General features: G+C 42.5%; 16 protein-coding genes. 4 read left to right on the forward strand and 12 right to left on the reverse strand.

The genetic code is table 11. The features are described from left to right. Positions 1–239: transposase domain-containing protein (locus tag L5M38_RS21610; RefSeq protein ID WP_263180275.1), on the forward strand; the 239-nt coding region annotated here is incomplete at its 5' end. On the opposite strand, the gene traN is transcribed toward L5M38_RS21610, so the two are convergent. From traN to L5M38_RS21630, 4 genes are read right to left on the reverse strand one after another with little or no spacing between them, the layout of a single operon-like run. Continuing rightward, positions 158–4276: a conjugal transfer protein TraN gene (gene traN, locus L5M38_RS21615; protein WP_263180276.1), complete on the reverse strand. Its 4119-nt coding sequence runs from the start codon at positions 4274–4276 to the stop codon at positions 158–160. The genes L5M38_RS21610 and traN overlap by 82 nt on opposite strands. 4 nt (positions 4277–4280) lie before the next feature. Beyond that, the gene (locus L5M38_RS21620) at positions 4281–5387 is read right to left on the reverse strand and encodes a TraU family protein (protein WP_263180277.1); all 1107 of its coding nucleotides are present in this window, start codon (positions 5385–5387) and stop codon (positions 4281–4283) included. Then, entirely contained in the window at positions 5384–6739 is a 1356-nt protein-coding gene (locus L5M38_RS21625; protein ID WP_263180280.1) for a TrbC family F-type conjugative pilus assembly protein, read from the reverse strand. Before L5M38_RS21625 ends, L5M38_RS21620 begins: the two co-directional genes overlap by 4 nt. After that, positions 6720–7223, reverse strand: a complete 504-nt coding sequence (locus tag L5M38_RS21630) for a S26 family signal peptidase (protein WP_263180281.1) — start codon at positions 7221–7223, stop codon at positions 6720–6722. The genes L5M38_RS21625 and L5M38_RS21630 overlap by 20 nt, the downstream gene beginning before the upstream one ends. Positions 7224–7415: 192 nt before the next feature. On the opposite strand from L5M38_RS21630, the gene L5M38_RS21635 reads away from it, so the two are divergent. After that, positions 7416–7757: a hypothetical protein gene (locus L5M38_RS21635; protein WP_263180282.1), complete on the forward strand. Its 342-nt coding sequence runs from the start codon at positions 7416–7418 to the stop codon at positions 7755–7757. Between the two features lie 46 nt (positions 7758–7803). On the opposite strand, the gene L5M38_RS21640 is transcribed toward L5M38_RS21635, so the two are convergent. The 5 genes from L5M38_RS21640 to L5M38_RS21660 all read right to left on the reverse strand — a co-directional run bounded on the left by L5M38_RS21640 (position 7804) and on the right by L5M38_RS21660 (position 14986). Further along, complete coding sequence (locus L5M38_RS21640) at positions 7804–12045, reverse strand: Ig-like domain-containing protein (protein ID WP_263180283.1); 4242 nt, start codon at positions 12043–12045, stop codon at positions 7804–7806. Between the two features lie 338 nt (positions 12046–12383). Continuing rightward, the gene (locus tag L5M38_RS21645) at positions 12384–12767 is read right to left on the reverse strand and encodes a GNAT family N-acetyltransferase (protein WP_263180284.1); all 384 of its coding nucleotides are present in this window, start codon (positions 12765–12767) and stop codon (positions 12384–12386) included. Between the two features lie 319 nt (positions 12768–13086). Further along, on the reverse strand, positions 13087–13371 hold the full coding sequence (locus tag L5M38_RS21650) for a hypothetical protein (RefSeq protein WP_014620326.1): 285 nt from the start codon (positions 13369–13371) through the stop codon (positions 13087–13089). Positions 13372–13488: 117 nt separating this feature from the next. Further along, entirely contained in the window at positions 13489–14379 is an 891-nt protein-coding gene (locus tag L5M38_RS21655) for a hypothetical protein (protein WP_263180285.1), read from the reverse strand. Positions 14380–14491: 112 nt separating this feature from the next. Continuing rightward, a complete protein-coding gene (locus tag L5M38_RS21660) occupies positions 14492–14986 on the reverse strand; it encodes a hypothetical protein (RefSeq protein ID WP_263180286.1) in 495 nt (164 codons plus the stop codon). Positions 14987–15096: 110 nt separating this feature from the next. Between L5M38_RS21660 and L5M38_RS21665 the strand changes: the two genes are divergently transcribed. After that, positions 15097–15828, forward strand: coding sequence for an HDOD domain-containing protein (locus L5M38_RS21665; protein WP_263180287.1), 732 nt, complete (start codon positions 15097–15099; stop codon positions 15826–15828). A gap of 5 nt (positions 15829–15833) precedes the next feature. On the opposite strand, the gene L5M38_RS21670 is transcribed toward L5M38_RS21665, so the two are convergent. Genes L5M38_RS21670 through L5M38_RS21680 form a run of 3 tightly spaced genes read right to left on the reverse strand, consistent with a single transcriptional unit; the run spans position 15834 to position 20076 of the window. After that, positions 15834–18515, reverse strand: coding sequence for a TraC family protein (locus L5M38_RS21670; RefSeq protein WP_014620331.1), 2682 nt, complete (start codon positions 18513–18515; stop codon positions 15834–15836). 9 nt (positions 18516–18524) lie between these two features. Continuing rightward, entirely contained in the window at positions 18525–19214 is a 690-nt protein-coding gene (locus L5M38_RS21675) for a TraV family lipoprotein (protein WP_263180288.1), read from the reverse strand. 1 nt (position 19215) lies between these two features. Further along, complete coding sequence (locus L5M38_RS21680; protein ID WP_263180289.1) at positions 19216–20076, reverse strand: hypothetical protein; 861 nt, start codon at positions 20074–20076, stop codon at positions 19216–19218. Positions 20077–20356: 280 nt separating this feature from the next. On the opposite strand from L5M38_RS21680, the gene L5M38_RS21685 reads away from it, so the two are divergent. Beyond that, positions 20357–21625 carry a PD-(D/E)XK nuclease-like domain-containing protein gene (locus L5M38_RS21685; RefSeq protein ID WP_263180290.1) on the forward strand — a complete coding sequence of 423 codons (1269 nt, stop codon included), beginning with the start codon at positions 20357–20359 and terminating at the stop codon, positions 21623–21625. Positions 21626–22146 lie beyond the last annotated feature (521 nt).

Raw genomic sequence — 22146 nt, forward strand, 5'->3', positions numbered from 1 at the left:
ACAATAGAGCTGACAATAGAGCTGAACGTGCAGTAAAACCGTTTGTGATAGGCCGAAAAAATTGGTTATTTAGCCAAACGGCTAACGGTGCACATGCCAGTGCCGCCCTTTACAGTATTGTGGAAACCGCCAAAATAAATGGTCTAATCCCATTTGATTACATCATGGTTTGCCTTGATGAACTGTGTAAACCAGAACCCAATATCGATAGCTTGTTACCCTGGAATTTTAAACAGTAGGTGTGGTTCGCTAGACGGTTACACTCGTCCAATGTAAGGCCACGACATTGCTCGCCATCATGCCACGATTTCGGATTATGACCGATCTGTATGATCACCTGCTCCATAATGATCCGCGCCAATGTGGACTTAAAGCAGCAATACTCGTTGTGTGCTTTGGTGGTGCAAATACCTAGCGTTTTTTTGCAAGGCACGTTTCGCACAAAGAAGCATTTTCGCTCTTTTAATTCCGTGCCCATTTTTAGCTCTGTTTCATCACAGGCTGTCAAAATGGTATAAAGCAGTTTGAGCATGTTATAAATAGTATAAAGCATCATAACGAACGACAAGGCTGCAAACACCTCAGTCGCAATGCCCTCTAATGCTTGCGCGCCTGCGTCAGCCGCAGTAGTCGTATAATCCACTCCTAATGCAGTGGCCCCTTCTCTGATAGCGGTTTGCATAGCCTCTGGCATCAAGTCGTACACATAACTATAGATTTCAGATTTCACCGTTTCAATGGAACTCGCTAAGTCAGTAAAAAAATCTGTCACCAATGAGCCACCTTCTGCCGATACTGATGCCGCGGCATTACCGGCGGTGCCTGTGGCCTCGGATGAAAAAGGGCTACTCATAAATTCCCAAGCACCTTTTGCGGCCTCAGATGCAGGCGTGGTTGTATCTGACACCCAATCTACAGCATCATTCCACCCGCTTTTTACCATACTCCAACCTTTCTTTGCGTATTCACCACCTAGGTATTCATTCACCCATACGCTTTCACTTGATACCGCATTTTGCCCGGCTTGAAAGACCATTAGCGACATTTTAAAAAGATTCGATGTTGAGTCAGTGCCTTTAGTTGAGCAGCAATCATTGATTTTTAGCTGGTCCCAACTACATTGCTCATTAGTGCCTACGAAAACTTGGCAGGTTGATGGATCTGTAGGATCACTACACGATGAGCCGTTATCCATTTCGTTAATGGCCGCGTACATTGCTGCTGTCTGAATAAAGTCGGTGTTAGTTTCAGTTCCCCGTGTCTCGCAGTTATCACCTATACAGCTAGTATTGGTAAAACAGGAGTTATTTTCTACTGTTTCAGTCTTGGTTATGACCGTACCGCTTTCACAATTGTAAGTAACATCCCACCCAAAACATGTGTTAGTTGCTGAATCCATCCAACCCTCGGCACATACCGAAGATTCAATACTGCACCTTTCATTAGATGTATATTGCTGGCATTGGTCGCCCATTGTGCGAATTTCTGAGTAACCTACAGAGCCACCGTTTAGAGGTAATCGAGCGCCTTTAAGGGGATCGCACACGTAATCGGTCATGTGTGCGTACATGCAAGGTGTCAACCCATCGTCACCTTCAAATAGGGGCTCAAAATTGGTTGGGCTAAATAAGTCCTTTGTCCTGTTAACCGCATCTATAACCTGCTGGTCGCTCGTTACATCCCTCAATACTTCCCAGTGCGCTAAGTACAATGGAGCATTCGCAACTTTGGTCCAATCTTGTGAGGTGTTGCCGCGCCCAATCAAAATGCGGCGTTGAATGAGTGAGTCCCACTTAGAGCCATACTGTTTAGAGGCCGTGAAAACTTGACCACCCTCGTTGTAATACTTCGATTCACTGCCGTTATTAATTTTGACAGCAAAGGTCGTCCATTTACTTTGTTCTGGCATGACATCTGTAATGTTTATGCCGAACATCGCGGGGTTATCACTTTTACTGTGAGTCTGAAATCCAATACTGGTTTTGCACATCCAAAGGCCATCATCGTTTTTGTTGTCAGATTCACCATTTGTTGTGCCTACTATGTTTCCGCAATTTTCTGAAATCCCAGTGCTTAATGTTGGTTCAAAATCCCTTCTCATTACCAACAAAACGACATCATTTTCGCCAGATGCAGCCGATACACCTTCTTTTCCGTCAATGTCTGACAAATTAATCACGCCCTCATTATTGATTAATTTTGAATCAAACCTTGCATCACACACCCATTCTGACGCGGTACAAAAACTGTTAGGCGATGATAATGATGCTTCACATCCATCAGGGCTTTCTACTATTTCGTCATCCCAACTCGAAATTAAATCTTGGTCAAATTGGATTGTTAATTTTGAATACCCTTCGCCTAAGTCTTTAACCGCAACAGATTGGTTTATGGTAACAATACGGCTTGTGGCTGTTGCATTTTCAAAGGGAATGGTTGCGTCTAGCGGGGTATCGATCCATGTATTTTCCTTATCAGAACAACTCTCGCCGTCTGCTGGCATAAGAGCTGACTGCCTGATCATGTTTCCGTTTACCGACAACTGGTAATAATCATCATAATGCGTACTACTGACAGTAGCAGAGGTGATATTAATTCCTTCACCTAAGCGAAATGACTTCGAGTCGTTGTAGACTTTGCATGTACCATTTTGGTTATCAGTCAGGTAGTTATCACCCTCAGTACCAACCGTCAACGTAATACAGCGTTTACCGCAAAGACTAAACCCTGTGCCAAAAATTTTATTCTGGTCCGGGGGAGTTATCGTTCTCTCCCGATTACAACTGGACAAATTATTGCGGTTTGGCTTAAAACATTCTTGGGGCGTATTCACAATAGTTGAATTGTCTGTTATTACTTTTGTGACAGTCTCGCTCGTACAATCTCCGAAATATTGACCACCAGAACCGTTAAGGATCTCCCCTTGCTCGGCAGCCCCCGCCTTTAAGAATGATGCGTCTTTACCTATTGTGTGTGGGGGGTTTTTATTTTGAGCGTCAACCAATGTTAAGTACGCATTTGCGCTGTGGTCTTGTAAATCATTAGTTTCCTCTTGTGTACTCCCCTCCACAGGCTCAGACTCGCCATAGGCAGTGTTACGCTCAACAGAGTCTTTAATGGCCCGTTGTTGGGCGCGCTCGTCTTGGTATGTACCAGATGCTGACACAGCGTAACCATTGTTAGTGTCTAACCCCAACATATCGCCTTTGGTCATATTTTCAGTTGTAACTTCGGCTTGGCCGATATTACGATAGTTCAACTTCATGGTGTCCGAATTACCACCGGGCAACTCAATAGTGCCTACCGCAGTTTTACCGAACTCGACACCAATCGTTTTAAAATAATCAATATCAGACAACTTGCCTTTGGTTGTAAGGCACGTATTGCTGTATGTATCTAGCTCTTTTCCTGCGGGGCATTGTGTGTTTGTGCCTGATGAATTGACGCAAGAACCATCTACTAGCGTGGTTCCAGATGGACAGCTTGGCGCAGCACCAAGGAGGCATTGACCGGAATCTTGGTAGTAACCTGCTGGACAGGAGATATTTGCTGGCTGTGATTCGATTTTTTGACAGGTGTTATCATCAACGTCCTTATATCCAGAAGGACAGCTTTTTATCACGCCCTCATAAACAGTCCGTAAACATGTAGTCTCGTTGGATTTTTTCCAGTTTTGATCTGGCAAGGCCACGTTAATGCTTTCGCCTGACTTACACAGCCCCATGTCAATGTAGGTTTGAGGGCATATTTGATTGACAGATTCTGCCGTCCCTCCTTCATTTGGACAAGTCTTACCTAATGGGGTTTGTAGCTTAAAGCAGATCCCATTCGCAAACGAGGTGTATCCACTAGGACAAGAGGCTAGACTTCCCCCGCTTGCACGAGCAGAACACAGGGACGGGTAAAGCGGATCTTTGTAGTTCCAATTAACGTCATTATCGAGCCAGTTTGTACCCGCCGGACATTGATTAATTGTAGTTCGGCTTTCATCTTTCTTGCATGTTTGTAAACCATTAACAGTAGTAAGGGAGTATCCGGCAGTTTGGCAGGATACAATAGGGCTTGAATTGCTGTATTTAACGCACTTGCCACTTGAATAATTCCACCCAGTAGGGCATGAATAGTTAAGCGATATGGGTTTATCAAACTCTGCAAAAACGGGGTTTGTCGTTAGAAATAGCGCTAAAAAACTCAGCGTTAGGATGTTAAATAAATAGATTGCACCGATACTATACGACCCAAAAACTTTCCAGATTGGTACTTTGTTGTTGTCCATCAACTCACATCCTCACACAGCAATCGGTATAGCGGAAAATAGAATAAACTGCGTGTTGGTCTTTGCCGTTCCCCACTGACTTACGACCGGCACCCCACCAAATAGTCGGCCAACCTAGCGGGTGACAACACTCATCCCAACTACCATCTAACTCTGATTGACTATCACCTTCACTATTAGCTGATTTGTCAGGCTTTGCCGCCGAAGCTGCGGCGGGGTTAGCTTCCGGCGATGGGTACATCATCGAAATTTTATATTGCGCCTTTGGAATCATTGGGCTGTATTCAGGAGAGCACATAGCATCTTTACCATAAGTTTTACGCGCCAACCCTCTACGATGTAGGGCCGCGAGTGAGCGTGTGGTAATTAACTGCGTGTTACGTATAAAGTCATTATCAGCATGGATAAAACCTGTAAGCGGATACAATGGCCCATCTAATCCAGCACAGAACCATAATGATTCATTCGCACTTCCGCTGCTGGTCATAAGCATACCGTCTGCAACGCAAGTTGCGCGCCCAATAGGGTTAGCTATCGGAATGGCGTCAGGAGTGAACAGGAACGATAAGGCAGAGTTTTCATACGTGATATCCAGTATCGACATATAGGCTATGTCTAGGTCGAAAAATCCTGGGGATGTGTCGCATTCTGGCAGCAAAAACAAACCTAGCATTTTAAAAACCGGATTAATTATGTAGTTGTAATGCAGGAACGATATAGTTTCTGCTGATTGAGTCTCAGGATTTGATGGCCTCCCACGCATGGTTAAATCGTTTTGCATCAGCGTACCGCCGAGTGTAGGACTACACCAAGGCGTAGCGGAAACCTCAACCAAATGGTCTGGTGACCAGTAGCCTAGTGACACGCCCAATTCAGGTACGCCCAGTGCGTCAGAGCATGAGCATAATGCACTATCGTTAGCACCTTTTGGCACGTTGTCAGAAAAACCCGCTAGGTTGAATGGTAGGGTACAAGACCAGCAAAATGAGTTTATGAGGTTATTGAAGTATCCTGCGTCTGGACATACAGCATCCGGCATACTACCTGCTGACGTTCCACCTACAAAAATGCTCGATGCCAAAATCAATACTCGCACTGCGTTTTTAATCATTTTGCTACCCCTGTTTTTTCAACCAACAATGCGGGTAGCCCGGCACTGTTTAGCGCCCTTTGCCCGATTTCTGTCACTCTAATTTCGCCTTTTAGTAGATCAACACGAACGGGCAAGTGTTCTAATTTGAAGCGGGTGATCATGTTTGGCTGCATCAGATATAACCGCCGATCTAACTTAGTTTGTAAGCGCCCAAATTCAGTAAGGTCATTACCTGTCGGGAGTGAGGACAACAAAATATAAATTTGTTTATTAGGCTCCGCTTTTAATTCGTCATTCAGCCATTTGAGTTGACGCTGACTACTTGGATCAACCATCAACAAGCGAGTTTCAAAAGTAAGTAATGCGGTTGGATCAACTACATCCCCCGCTTTAGCAAAATACTTCCCATCAGGAGTTGTTTGGTCTTTGGTGAATCTAACGCGTGGATCTATCCTGTAGCGCACATCTTCATCTTTGGAGCTTTCAGTTAGCGCGACTTCTTTTCGATTAACGAACCGCTGAATGGCTTCGCCTTTTTTATCTTCCCAGTTAATCGTTTTTAGTTTCTTTTGGATAAGCTCCAACATGTCCATTTCTGTTATGTTGTAAGTGTCTGACAACGTACCCAATGAACCACTTTGGATCATGGACCTTGATTGACTCACAAAATCCTCAATAGACTCTAAGCCGGTAGCTGTAACCACCTTCCCCCCCTGTCTAAATAGCATGGTAGGGGCGACATCAATTGAGTAAGTGTTAAACAGCCGAGGATCTATTATGACGCGAGGCGACTTATCAAGCCCTGCATCTACAATGGCCTGACGGATCGCTCGCGAGGCATCACGAATATCTACTGATTCGTCTTTTAGTCCGCGAAAAACAATTGTGGTTTTTACCGCCGATTCAGCCGCAGCAACTAGCACTGAACGCATGGTAAAATCAGGCATCCCAAACGATGCGAAAATTAGCACTTCTCCGTTTGCGTCTATTGCTTGTTTTTTTAGACTTTCTATCGAGGGCGGTTTAGTTAGTATCTTATTGCGAATGGCTAGAGCTTTTTTGCTAATATCTTCGTTAGCTGCTGCACTCGGGTTTACCAATATGCTATCTGCATTTTCACGGATTTCAGAGGCTTGCTGAGTTAACATTTGCGCTTGAGAAATATAAGAACCTTGATTTATTGGCACACCAGCCTTATTAACTTGTGCCCCGTTTTCACTCCTTGCACTTTCAATTTGTTGGCGAACGGCATCCATTTGACGCTTGGCGTCTTGCATGAATGGCTGATAGCTCTCATCGGCGTAAGCGCCGGACATAGACATAATTCCAGCAGCGACCAGTGTAAGCCTATTAAATAATGAGATATGCACGGCCTATCACCTGTGAGTTATTTATTGCACCGAAAAAACGGCTGTCATAGCTGCCTGATTCAGTGCCTAGAACAAAAAGAGAGTCACTAGCTACTTTATGTATACCAATGAGATTTTTTACATCTATATCTAGCGCCAGAGCTGCCGACTCAATCGGTGCCGGATATTTTTTTGAGCTGTTCTTAACGCTATAAACACCCACATCAACACTGTCACCGGCGACCCCGGCAACTATTTTTATAATGTTGATATTTGCAGGTAAAATGTCTGTTTTGTGGGATTTAAACATAACTAAATCCCCTCTATTTATGTTTCTTTGTGTGGTATCAACAACAAAGATACTGCCCGGAATGCACTTATCAGAATTAGCCACGAAAATGAGTTTATATGAATGACTAAACCATGTAGCGGTGAGCGTTAGCCCTGCTGCAATGCAGATAGGAAATAGGTATGTGTAGCGCCAATGGATTTTATCAACTTTCATTCAACACACCTTTATGTTTTAAAAGTTTTTATATATTACTAGAGTAGGTGCCGTACATCAACTTATGTAATTCAATACCCAAGCCCTCGCAATTGATGAATAAAAATGCGTTAAGCGAGCATTGACCAGCATAAACATTGTTCGTACAGTTAATCATTCAGCAAAGGTGCTGCACTTAACTTGGAGTTTGAAATGAGCATTGAAAAACGTATTGAGCTTGAAAAAACAATAATTCAAAAACTTATAGAAGATGCACTAGCATTAAATTATAAAGTGTCGGTGTTTGATTCAGAGGAATGGTGCTTAAAACGATCTTCATCGTTCGTGGATATTATGGAAGCCGTTATGTCCAGTGATGAAGATCTGTTAAGGTTTCGCAGCGCCCAAGGTGCGTATATGGGTGCTGTTCAGCTTGTTTATGGCAATTCAGGCTACGATGTTATCTCAGATTACACGGAAAGCCTTGATGCACTGATAGCTGGTGCAGAAGCCTTGGCTAACAAGTTAGAAACTGAGGTTTATGTCCGCAAATAATAAGGGCACCCAATTTGGGCGCCCTTATTATTGTTTATACTTACTCTTAGTAGGAGAACGATTTTTCGATTGAGTTACTAAACGCACCAGAGTCGTCAACTCCCCGCGCTATAATCACGGCGTTATAGCCTGCGGTTTTACTGACGTACATATATGACCCAATATAGGGCGATATTTCGCCATTAATGTTCCACTCAAATTTAACCATTTTTCCATCCTCATCAGAGCAATTCATGTCTAACCGGATAACATTAGAGTAGTTACTTTGCTTGACTTCACACACTGGCGGTACGTTTTTAGCAACGGGCACCTCCATCACATACTCGCGTTGAATATTGAATGTAGAGGTCATTACCGCTTTGAGCTTGTGAACGCCCTCGCCCACACCGGAGATAACCACGCGCAGGTTTTTAGGCTCAATGAGATTATCATCGAGATACCAAGCTACCGTATTAACGCGGTCTAATGGGTGACCCATTTTTCCGGACAAGTTAGCGATGATGGTCAGCGGTTCACGCATAAGATTATTACTATAACGAGGCTCGATACTTAACTGTGGTTCTGGCGCTTTGTTTGTACCGATATAAGTCGATATCACTTTCGCGCTCCCTCTGCTATCTGTGATAGTCGCTTTGACGCTATCAGTACCGGCCTCAGTTACATTAAACACAACCTGCTTGTCCGTTTTGCGGATCACCTCGTAACTGCTAGGAACATCCCACTCAACGTTAAATGTCACACCTGAATAGTAAGGGGGCAAATCCGTTGGTGTACTAATAAGCATGGAACCCGAAGTTGGGGCATAACTACTAGATGTTTTGCTAATAATCTCAAAAGTCGGAAAACTATAACGCCACGCAGCCGGTGACAGTCTTTTGAGGGTTTCAGTTTCCGTTTTATACCCATCCGCCCAGGCTCTAACTTCGAGCGTAACCTGTTTTTTTGTCACATCATCCCCGGTTGGAATGTAGGTGATACTTTGTGCTAACACCTTCGTTCCATCAGGTAACTTCCACTCAGTTATGATGTCGGTTCCCGCCGCCACATCTGCCAATGAACTGACAGCATCTACGGTGTAACTCACCCCTTCTTCCATAGCTTTCATTATTGGCAGAGAAAGGCGCACTGGTTGTAAACGTGCGGCACGTACAATCTTCACAGCCTTAGCATAACGAGCATTCCCCGCTAGCTCAGTTCCTTCGTAAGCAGCTCTAGCTTGCAGGTTATAACGAGTATTTCCGTCCATTGTTAACGTAAATATATCGCTGCCATCCACCCAATTAACGCCATCGAGTGACCACTGTACTTCTGTTGATGTTAAGTCTACCGCTTCACCGTTATCTATTAATGTGTAATTAGCTATTTCTGCGGGATGCAGTGCTGATACACCATTAATTTTTAAAACTGGTGTTTCATAAACCAAGATTTCTTGATAATCAGTCGTAGCCTTAATTCCGCTGAACTTATTAGTAATTTGAGCTCTAAACTGATAAAGCCCTTTATTAGCTAACACTGTCTGAAATACATCTTTATTGGTCGCGAGCACTGACCAAGTAACACCTTCATCTTTTGACATTTCCCAAGTGACATCACCCTTAGCCCGGCGGTCATTTAGAGTGTCAGGCATATACAGCAATTGGGCGGTGAAAGGTGCTTTACCAGCCATGCGTCTTAATTGAATTTCTCCATCTATCGCTTCACCTTTATAAATTTGGAAAAACGCTGAGTTGCTTTTTATCGTTTTTTCATAATCTGGTAATTTACTATCCACTTTTACTAATGCGACCAAGCGAGAGCTGCCAATCGCTAAATCAACAAATGGGATGTTAGCAGAGGCTTTACCCTCCTTATCAATCTCTAGCGTATCTGTCAGATTTTTATAATGGTATAACCCATCCTTGCTTCGCGTTTCAATTGCTACTACCGCCGACCATTCACCCATCGTATCTTTGTCGTAAGTAATTTTTCTGGTTTGATAATCAACAATTCCGATACTTACTTTAGCCGTAATAACAGACTGCGTATTTTGGACCACTTCTGGCGTTTCTAGTTTGGCTATAATGAATGAACTTGGCACAGTAAGAACTTTTAAATTCTTAACTCCGAACGCTGAATTGTCACCGGTGTATTGCGCTTTTAGCTCAATATCTCTGGCCGTCCACAATGCTGACTTGCCCACAGTCAATACTTTGCCTATCCGTTTTTTAGACTGCGCCGAACCGGATTGAACATAAGGATAATTAGTTTGTGTACCGTCACTGCTCGATATGCTAAAAACCAGATCACCGTTTATAAACTCGGCTGAGGATGTTGTTACCACTCCACCATCAACTGTTGTAGTGAAAATCTCTGGTTTATACTCACGATACTTAGCCACACTTACTGTCGGAGGTGTTGGCTCTACAACGTTAAACCCTTGCTTACCTATATAGCTAATTGCCTCAGATCCTTTCTTATTTATCATCCAAACTTTGTACTGCGCCTCATTAAGTAACGTAGGTTTTGTTGATTGCTGGAAAGTCCCTGTAAGCACTTGTTGAGAGTTGAGCCATTGCGAGCTCAAGCCACTCGGGTATTGCAGCCATTCGATAAAGCAGCGATAAGTAATGTCACCTATTGCGCCTCTAGCAAGCTCAGGGCTCGCATAAATACGACAGCCAACGCCCTCTGTGTTTTTTAACGGCATAGCTACCGACTGAACACCTCGCTGGTATGTTTGACTGCGATCATCAATCTGCCATTTCACGGGCATATATCGGATTGAAATTTCTTCTACTGATGTGTTGCCGGCGTTATCTTTTACTACCACAGACAAAATCTTATTGCTGTTAGGCTCTAACTGAGATTCAGGAGTTTTAAGCATTTTCAGATATTCGACACCTTCCTCAACACCCTCACCAAGTACACTTTGCCCGTCTACTGACGCAGCGATGACTTTTCCCCCACCTGACATAGAATCAACTGCGGCCACCAAAATATCATCAAAGAAATAAATTGGATCTGCGGCGTTCACAATGCCACCATTTGTATTATAAATTCTAATAGTTGGTGGGTTACGGTCGATGCTAGTCGATGTGCTTACACTGCCCTCCCAATAGTTACTGTACGCATCTATCAGTTTGGCTTGAGGGATATAAACCCCATCTGGCAAGGTTGATAAGTCGAATTCAAACGCCCAAGTGTCGCCATATTGTGTTGATAATTTGGGATTCAGTTGAAACTCGCCAGTTGGTAGATTGATCACATCGTTAGACAAAATATTATCACCGCCTAACACATAAGTTGGCGTCTTAATTTGATAGCTTGCATCTGGCTTTAGCGTGAGTTTGGCGTTAGGGTGCCACCAAGTTCCTGATTTACCTTCGTGCGGAGTTTTTACTGTCAGTAATGCTTTTTCGTTAACTACTGTAATGACCATGCCATTATCAAGCGTCTTTGTAATTGGCAGCTCGTTACCTGCGGCCACCGACTGCATCACATAATAATCGAAATTAGGTGCCCTAAAATCCCATGCGATATTGTATTGAGATTTAAACTCATTACTCATTGTAGCAAAGTATGCGTTATCAGAATCAATGCTAAAACTATAACTGTTTGAGCCCATATCATTACTGGGATCAGTTATTATCGTTATACCAGCCGTAGAGATTGTGCATGACTGAGTGTCTTTTGGGATAGTACACGCCCCCACGGAAGGGATATTTACCACTTGGTTATATGGCCTTGAATCCGCAGTAACTTTGACGGACTTGAGAATATTACCTTTACTGTTGCTTTCTATGTCTTTGCCAACTTGTGGCCCAGTGGTCAAATCACTAATCAATTCAATGAGATTTGGCGCAATAGCTTGAGCGGCATGGATAGTCATGGAGCCCGTTTCTACAACTACTTTTTCCTTATTACTGCCAGAGTAAATGCTAACGGTGTAACCGATAATATTATTACCGTAGTTATTGAAGTACCCCTGAAAACCATCACTGTAAGCACTTAAACCCGATGGTAATGACCACTCAAGCAAGCACAATAAATTGCCCTGCGTTTGAGTAAACGCCTTAGCTGCAATATCATCTGTAGTTAGATTACAACCCGCATTACCCCCCTGCGATGGTTTAATGTTGACTGATTGGACATTCGCAGTAACCCCCGTCAAAGGCGCTAGTATTACCTCCGGCATTTTTGCCGTCAGTTCCCCAGTGATAGTCACACCCGACACCGCAAACGCTTGTGAATGCCACACAAGTTGCGAATATATTGCCGCGACTAATATAGTCTTGCTTAATGTACTCATATCGTTCATACCCCCACGCACAGATAACACAATTATATTAATAGTGATGCTATCACAACTTAAATGGCCTTAGAGGTTTTTAAGATAAATTTTAAGCGATTATGCTAGGTTTGAATCAATAAAAAACACACTTAAAAAGTAGATAAAACTAATTAAATCTTTAATAGTGGTGAAGGTTTAACTTGTAAGGGTAAAATCAGTGGAAGTATCATCCCAGGTTATTGATGCCTAACTCTTACGAAGATATAGGTTTGTCACTGGATTATTAATGTGAGGGATTTACAGCGATAATGCGTAATGAATTACAGGTATTGAAAATGAGGATGAGCAGTTTAGGGTTAATCAAAAATATAGTGACGTTCATCTGGCCCCACATCATCAACTGGCGGCAAAGCATAGCCATTGACAGATAAATGCAGAATCCGGCTTGCGTCATCATTTCCAGTGTACGCAGACGAAAAGCCGAGAGAACGCCAGAATGGTAGCGTATCACCAGAACCTAGGGCCGCACTTTTCAATCTAAGGTACTTAATATTAGATGGTAAATTCAGCAGAAATTTTTTAAATAATGATTGACCAATCCCTTTGTACCTAAGACTAGGGGGAACATACAACATGTGTATCAAGTACCGCTCTCCATCGCTTTCAGCATCTATATATGGCTCTTTAGAAAAAACATCGGCATAACCTGCCTCATTCGTTTCAGGTGCTGTTAGATTCATAGTGAGCTCCAATTACGTGTAAAACTAATATAACTAAATTAAACCCTACACTTCTGAACTACCTATCCAATTGTCTTTGTTCCCTAGATATGCATCCCACCCATAGGGGCTATATTGATAATAATCAAAAGCCTCAAGCGCATCATGCGTCCACCCACCATCCGGTGCTTTTTGGCACAAGACGAGGTTATCTTTCAGATCACGAATCAACAAACAGCTTTGCTCACACCCTACAAGCAAGTCATTATTTTCGTTATTAATTGGTCTACTCACGATCATTCTTGTGTGTCCCTGATTTAATTGTAAAAAAACTTAATTACTATGGTGATACTTTGAGGTATTCGTAACCGCCATGCTCCGAACGTTTTCGCTCAAAACCGTTACGATTACCAAACTGAGTGTCAAAGACTTCTCGTAACTGCTTCTCTGCCACTTCTTGTTTGTCATTATTGCCATGCGCTTTGGTTGCTCGAAAGCAGCGAGGATTAATGCGGGAGCCAACGCTTAATGACTTAGCTAGATAACGAACAAACTCAATGTAGTTAAATTCGCCACTGCGGAGGATGAATTGATTTCCTGAATTGCTGCCTGATATACCAAACATACAAAAACCTATTTGTTTAAAAACTAGAACCTCACTATATATCCTATTCCAAGTCACGCAAATTTTAGCTATCAAGCCACTGTTTTTTAATACATAAATGGCTTGATAGCACTAGATTTATTTTTTTGAAGCTACCGCTTTCAGCAATGCGGCTTGACTGTTAACAGCCTTAATCAATACACCATTTTCACGATAAAACACAGTTGGAGTACCCGAGACACCAAGCGTACCCATCAGTTCAGAATTTTGGATAATCGCCATTTTTGTTTCAGGGGTTGGCACAGCAGTCACAGACGGAGATTTAGATATTTTAGCTGCTTCATGCGCCCATACAGCATCCCGCCCCCCATTAATCATTCCTTGTATAACTGGGACCGAATTAGAGCTAATCCACGCAAGCGGTATTAGCCTGACATCAAGACCTTTTTCATCAATAATGGGTTTAAATCGCTCTAACAAACCACTACATGCCCCGCAGTACGGTTCAAAAAATATGTAAATGGCATTGTCGGGATTACTTTGTTCAACACCCACTTGAATGTAAGTTGCAGACGCTAAACTTTGCCAATCTTGTTCAGTATAATCTTGAGTTGCCGTAGGTACTCTGGCTGCTTGTTGTTGCACAGGACCAGTACCAGCATCATCTTCGGTTACTCCTAATGTTTTAGCCCACTGCTCAGTTAAATTAACTCCGTTTTGGTCAACCAAGCCCCCTGCGAGTACAAAATTGCCAACGCTCCAATAAATCTGCTTTTGACCGGCTAAATCAACTAACCAACCGCTAATGACCGCGTTGCCATCGGTAACACTCCAATGTTGGGTTATTTTGTTATTGCTGTTACTGCGTAACAATTTTGTGAGTGCTGTTGGTGTGGATTCCCCCCCGGAAGAAACGGAAACCGCAGACCCATTTTGATGAAAAACACTTTGAAAAATAAATGTAAAAATCAACGTCAATAGCACTATCAACGCGACCTTTCCTAACTTTAGTAATGATATTTTTGTCATGCTCCACCAAATAATTTATATAAACTTCAAAATAAAAATTGTGTGTTGATTGTGACTTAACTAGCCAAATGGATCAACTCGCAATTAAACCACTTAGTCTCACAGTAATAACCTATGACGCACAGCCTAAAAACTGCTTAAACCCCTTTTGAGTAGGCTTGACCTCTTGCCGGTCGCAGCGACCAAGGAACTGAATAGGCTTATCAATAAACCCCATACAAGATGCGAGCGTCCAATAGCTTCCAAATGCTGAGCTGTGACCTGATTTGTAATTGTCATAGGCCGTATGAATTAGATTTCTAGTGATTGTTTTAGTGAGCTGCGCCGACCCATCTAAATAATCCTTAGCTATGTAGTAATCAATGATCACACCCTCTGGATTAATCTCTTTTTCGTCATACTTAGGTGATTGATCACTACCGGGGACCCATTTAGCACCCGTTTCATATCCATGTGCGTAATAACGGAATTGGCTCATAGCAACAGCACAAAACTCCGATTGCGTAGTTTCTGTTGCGTGAGCCGTATTAATTAGTCCCAACATCATGATGACCATCGTAAGATTCATCCCGCAGATGGTTAGATATCTGTTAAAGCTTTTATTCATGTTAACCTCTTACATCAATAACTTACGAGTAGATTTATATAGATCCAGAACTGAACCTAAACCTTATTTCGTGTATGCTAAAGTTATTGTTTAGTTGTTTAGGAATGTCTATGCCTTTTAATAATCTCGATAATTTAACCACTAAGACCATCGCAAAAGCGGTGTTAGAGCAAGACATGGAGCTGCTAGTAAATAAAGCTCCCATTTCTGAATATCAAATGCTGCTGAGTCAGGACAATGCTCTAGAAAAACTTTACTCGATCGTTATCAAAGACGCGGGACTGTCAGCCGTATTCATCAAAATTGCGAACTCAGCTTTTTCAACCTCCGTAAACAATATTTCGGACTTGCGGCGAGCCATTATCAAACTTGGAGCAGTGCAGGTCATCAATATCATTACAATCATCACTCTAAGGCAATTATCCAGCAACGGCCGCGGATACATGGTTAGTACCAAATTGCTGACGTTGGCAACAGAAGCGGCAATAGCACTGAACCATATTGAGCAAAAACCGGAGAGTTTTCTTACTGGTCTAGCCTTATTTGGTGGCGCTATGATTGCTGCTGCCTATGCCGAAAACCTTGAACTTGATGTTGATTTATATGATTGCTTGGCACTCAATGATGAGCTTTTACCCTTATTTCTAACTAATTGGTCATTCTCTGGAAATATTTCTAATATCATTGAATGCCACTTGGCTAGTAATAACGCCAATATCTCATTGGCGCTCAATGCTGTGGCCGTGAATAACGATATGAATTACATCACTGGTTGTGACACGAATATATCGTTATCAGCAATTCAAGAAGTCATAGCCCAAATAAGTGTATTTCAACTATAAAGCAATCAATTTACTGCTTCACTCAACCGCTTGCGCCACGAACCCACCAAGTCGAGCCCCTCTTGCTCGGCTATTTTCTGACATGCAGAAAACATATCAATCCCATGCTCTTTCATCATATTTTCAATTTTGCTTTTTTCATCAGGTGCCGTTGAATATGTTAGAGCCTTAGCCCTAGGCAGGTACAGACGGCCTACTGATTTCATCCCACCCGAACAGATCATTACCTCGCTGAAATGCGGCCTCACAGTCCTAATTGAACGTAACATGAGATAGTCTTGCTCGATAAATTTCCCATCGTTATTTAACCGAGTCAGTTCTTCGCCGTTCTGCATCAAATAGAACAAATGCGCGGAATTACTTGCCATCGCGATACCCGCTGGTGACTCGTTGGCATCCTTCATCGACTGACTGATACACACACCAAATGATCCGTACTTACGAAATCTTCGCCACCCCGACTCAAGAAATTTTGCGAGAGTTTGTAGTACCTGTCTGGTCTGCTCGTCAACGCCCTTATTTTCTTTCAAGAACTCCCACGCTTCATCAAGAAAAAACGCTTTTACTATATGAAGTTGATCGTGCCTGAACATTTCCTGCTGAATACGCTGAATGCACAGCATAATGCAAACAGCTTTCAACTGGTCGCTACCATTTAGTCCGTCAAGTTCTAACACTACAAGGTCTTTTTCAAACTGAATTGGAGGTTTGTCAGGGTTAAACATCCAGCTATTTTGCCCCCCTCTTTTATAGCACCACGGTGTTAACTGCTCGCTTATTTGCTGAATGTCTATGCGTTGGTGTGTTGCACAAAGATCAGCAAAATCATCAATGCTCGACTCACGCCCTTTTCGATTCCAAAGCTGCATTAATAACACTGACATTTGCGAAAACTGATAACTGTCACAGTCACCAAGAGGGAATGCCATCAGCTTTAGGATGTTAAGCAACATTTCCCCTTGAGCACCCAAATACTTGTTAGTTTCGGTTGCTTGCATAGAATCATCATCGTCTTTTTGCGACTCGTCTATGGATTTGAAGGGACATAAATTATATATAAAGCGGTTATCGGGGAGCACTTCCACGAATTGACCAGCGTAGAGTTCTGTAGTTTTAACGTAAGAACGGCCCGAGTCGATAATGAAAACTCTTCCGCCGTCAGGCTTACCATGCTGTACTCCAAAAGCATCCGGGATACGTGATTGCCCTGTTGACAGTATGCCCTCTACTAAGTAGTTGGCTGATACTGACTTACCGGCACCAGATGTGGCTGTAATGAAAATATTGTAATTAGAGTCTGACTTTAATGGATCAAAGGTCATAAGCTGACCGTCACGGGCTATATAAGTTAATATAGGGCGTTGAATGGCATTTCCAGCCCATGATGCCACCATCGGCACGAAGAACTTGACAAGGTTGCTCGGCAGAAAATCGAATCGTTCTATAAAGTCACTAACTTCTGGCGTGGTACACATAGGTAAGCAATTTAGCCACGTAAATCGGCCTATCATGCTATCCACGCCACCAGTCCAACTATAACCTTCCATGCGAGTTATCAGTTTTTTGGTGTTGTTTTTAACGTTTTTCAGGCTGTCTGACCACATTTGGAAATTGAGGTGAAAACGGCAATGCTGTGCTTTCTCACGTTCTAGATAATGCTCGTAATATTCAAAATCTTGAAGCCCATACTTTAGTGATGAAATCCATCGCGCCCACGGCCCTTCTCCAATTTGCTTAGCCATGACTCGGCGCTTTCCGTACTCCTTGCTAACTTTTTTGGGACTCATTTCGACAACAAGATTGATCATGAAATTCCCCGGAATTGCACCATCCTCCCCCTTGAGCCAATCGCCTGTAAGTAGGTGCAACGTGCCTTGATATACGTTGTCAGGAAATTCTTTGATGCTCACGCTTTGAATGTATCGTTCAGTACCATCGGCGGCCTCAATTACTAAATGATCTCGACCATCTACTCTTACTTCGGTCCCCGATTCTAATAGCTGGTTACGTATGGGTTGTGTTGGCTTATAGCAGCCTTGTTTCCCATTAACTACCATACCTCGACGCCAAACCGCATCCGGTGAAGGGTTATGGATCATTTGCAAACGGTTGATTAGAATTTCAGGGGCCATTTTCGTGCAATAACCGAAAATTTGTTGTAACGACCCCTCAAAATTATTCGCCATATCTATAAAATCTTCCACTTCCTCATTTGCTGGCATGGCTTTTTTGATAGGAACTTTAATTGACGCCCATACTTCAAAATTACGAAGCGGCACACCTTCCATGTCCCTCGATGGTATGGATGTATCTGCCAACGCCTTGTAGTAGTCCACCATATAGTCAGTTGTAATTTCAGTATCAATAACAGTTTCAAATCTATTCCGGTTGCCGCGACAATGTTTGTAATTGTCCAACACAGTAACTAGGTCATCACAGGCAACTAACGAGAACTGAATAACCGTACCTTCTGGATATATTTTCTTAAAAACCGAGTCAAGGGTACTTATTATGTTTGCGCCGTAACCGCTTGATGGGGGGCATAACCATGAAGCTCCAAGATATCCCCCCTCTAATATATATCCTGTGTGTTGGCCGTCATCACCTGTAAACTCATCCAGAATAGGGATAATCGCAGAATATTTTTCGAGCCCTAAATTGGCTTTCCATTGATCTAGTGTTGTCATATTACGCCCCTACTTATTTTGAAATTCGAGTGCGTCTTTCATGGCCTTTGGCGCTTGGTCTAATACTGCTTTAGCCGCCTCGACATCAGCATTGAACTGTTTTTTAGTTGTTTTAATACCGACACCATTAATGCTAGTAGGATTTCCATTGCGCTCATCTTCAATAGATTGTTGGCGAATGTAGAGAGGTGTTATTTGTGCAGGCATATTGAACGCCTCGCGGCCATAGGTGTATTTACGAATTTCGACCTCTGCGTAAACATAACCGACATTCTGTAATCGACCTCGTTCGTCCTGCCAAGGCGCAAATGCGACTCGTAACATTTTAGGGGGCTGCCTTACTGCCATAGGTTCTGGCGCTGGTAGAGCACGATTTAAATCAGCCGTAAATGTGTATGCTTCCCTAACTTGATTGAGATCTATACTCTGTCCATAGCCACTTTGCGCTTGATCTGCGACAACATTTTTACTGACCTTAACGTCATTATCTTCGGCCTCTAAACGGCGGTTTTTTTCGGCTGCTATCCCCCCAGGTGTATCTGCATATTTCAGGATGTCTCTTGTGCTTGTACAAGGTAAGCCGCTATTAGTGTTATTCGCACAAACAGTGGGTTCTTCGCCTGTTTCAAACATCGACGCACAACCGAATAAGGAAGCTAGGCCAACGGTAATACAGCCTAATTTGAATTGATTGAGCATCTTATTTTTTCTCCGATTGCGCGATAAATGTAGGTACAGAAGCAGGTATGCCGACGAAATGCAGCCCATAGCTATTAACTAAGTACGGTAGCCGCTGGATTTGTAAAAATTGAGTTACGCCGATGGTTGTGGACAATTTTTTAATGTCGCAGTTTTCGAGAGTTTCAGGTTCCGTGACGGTATCCGCGTCAAGAAGCAAACGAAGGGATTGATCTTGGTCTTTAGCGCACCATAGTTGCCTAGCTCGAACTGCTGCCAACTTACCATTCACCAGTGGAGTTAATAAAATGGCAATTTGTTTATCTTTGAGTGGTATTAGAGAAGCAAACAGTTTCTTGTTTAAATCAGAGGATAACGGATCAACAAAAACAGCCAAATCAGGTTCAGGTTTAGATAAGTCACCGATATAATATGCACTCATATCTTTAACTGAAACTCCCAATGTTTTATCAATTTTAGCTAACCATGCTGCTTTAGCGTTAGCTTCTGTGATTATCATTGAGCGATTCCAACCATCGAATACCTGACCTCCTTTTATTAATATGCGGCCATCAGTAGAGGCTAACACCTGAGTGCCGTCCTTTGACACCATCATAACGAGCCCTTTCACTGGCAGAGCTTGCGACCATTTAATATCGTCAAGCATAGAAAAGGCATCTTTAATAAGCTGATTTCCATCCTCGCCACCGTTCCCTCCAGTGTTGCCAGTAGGATGAAGTTTTTGTGTGGCACTGACATCTTTATTAGCCTGAACTAAGGCATCGAGCCCGGCACTATTGCCCGTGTTAGCTACAGAAGATTGAGCATGTACTAACAATAGACATAACGTAGAGATTGCTCTAACCCTTGCTTTGATATTCATAACCAACCAAATATATAAATGTGTTATGCATTTGACCAGTTTTAGCTATTTCTGTCAATTTCAGAGGCTTTTTTTCTATAATTCTTGCGCTAATTGAGTTGATTGATATGATGCTCACATTATAAAAGCAATTATGAACTTCTAGCTCTGCTATGAACTCACTCCATCGCCTCGCACTGCGGGGCATTTTTTTATCTAAATTTGCCTCAACCCCAAAATTTGCGTCATTTAGAAAGAGTGCAATGATTGAGGTAGATAAATAATTAAAGGTAAAAAAATCATGACTAATTTAGCCTACGACTTAGATGAACTAAACCGCGCAATGGCTGCTTATTTTGAACCAGCACCCCGAACTGCATTTCAATCTGCTTGCTCTTTTGCTTCTGATGATGTGTTAATCCCATCGGTATTGGCCCACCTAGTTAAATCAGGCTACAAAAATAACCGCCCCACTTTCTTGGACGATAATGGCAAGTTAATCGAAGGAGTGTACGCCAACGTTCCCAATGACGTTTATCATGATCTAGATGCTATTAGCTCTAGCCAAGTGAAATGTTATGTCGATAGCCCTAAGAAATATGAACGTAACTATGTGGACAAGAACGGGCGATTATTTAATAAAAAATCTCGGGAAACCGGTACTTTGACACATGAGATTGTGCTGGAAGGAGTGGATGTTTTTAACTCTCGCCGCTTTACGTTGCTCGATGCGGCTGACTACCCCAACGATTTAAAGAGTCTAGCTGACTTGAAATCGGCTTGTGTCAAACACGGCTTGCAAGTATCCGGCACGATATCTGAACTCAGCCGCCGCCTTCATGTTGCTGGTGTTAGCGACAAGCCATTTGAGACTCGCCAGCTTGAATGGATTAAAGCCAATATAGGCATAGATTGCTATGATGCTTGTATAGAAGCGCTAGATTTTAATATTACTTGTAGCGCGATCATTAAATTATTAGACGAGACTCCCGAGTTAGCTCAGAAAGCATTAAAATTACCTGTATCCAGAGAGATGCAATTAGATGTTATTGCACTGGATGAAGCGGTAAAATCAAACACTTATGCAACTAAGTTTTTAGACCGTAAATTGGGTATGCCAGAGGTAATGTTTATATCTAAAGATAATGAAACTGGTTTGATGTTGAAATGTAAAGTCGATTGGTTGGTGGTATTGAAAGGCATTATCGTACCGTGCGATCTTAAGACCACGCGAAGTGCTAATCCATATCTAGCTTCCTATCAATTCGCGGATTTACGCTATGACTTACAAGCGGCATTTTACTTAAAGGTCATTAAGCCGCACCTAAGAGCTAATGAATTTACGGAACGACTATTTCCATTAATCACAGTAGAAACCGGCGACTGCAATATTTGCGAGGTTTTTGAACTGCATGATGATGATTGGAATATTGCAGAAACAGAATTACCAACAATTATCAAAAATATGCAAAACAGTATTTCTAAGCAAAGTTATTTAGGCTATACGGAAAAAGGTAAGTCTGTAATTAAGTTAGCAAGACGTAAATCTGCTTTATCTGCAATCCGTTAAATACCGGGCTTCTATGACCGTTTTGAATATTCAAAATAGAGCCCTTTAAGTTGCTTCACGATGGCGGGGCGTGCCAACTGATTCCTGAGAATCACCCACTAACACACCTTGCCAACTGATTCCTGAGAATCACCTACTAACACACCTTGCCAACTGATTCCTGAGAATCACCTACTAACACACCTTGCCAACTGATTCCTGAGAATCACCTACTAACACACCTCTCTGTGGGAGAGGAATAAGTTTCATAATGGTTGTCTTGACCATCCGATGAAACATGTTTCTGGACAGAAATCATTTAGTAGCTTTATTTATTAGCTCCATTTGTGGGCCAATGACCTATCCAGAAAATGCATAATAATTAAACTAATTTGAATATTCATATCTGCTATCTCGAAAAAAAACAGCACTAATTTAAAAATATCGAGCTCTTTTCATCAAGCATTAACTACGTGAAAAGAGCTCTTCATATCACTACAACTGCCCACCCACACCTTTGAATTTTTCAACAAAAGCGGCAA

The sequence above is a fragment of the Shewanella sp. SM101 genome (assembly GCF_025654465.1).
Lineage (GTDB): Bacteria > Pseudomonadota > Gammaproteobacteria > Enterobacterales > Shewanellaceae > Shewanella > Shewanella oncorhynchi.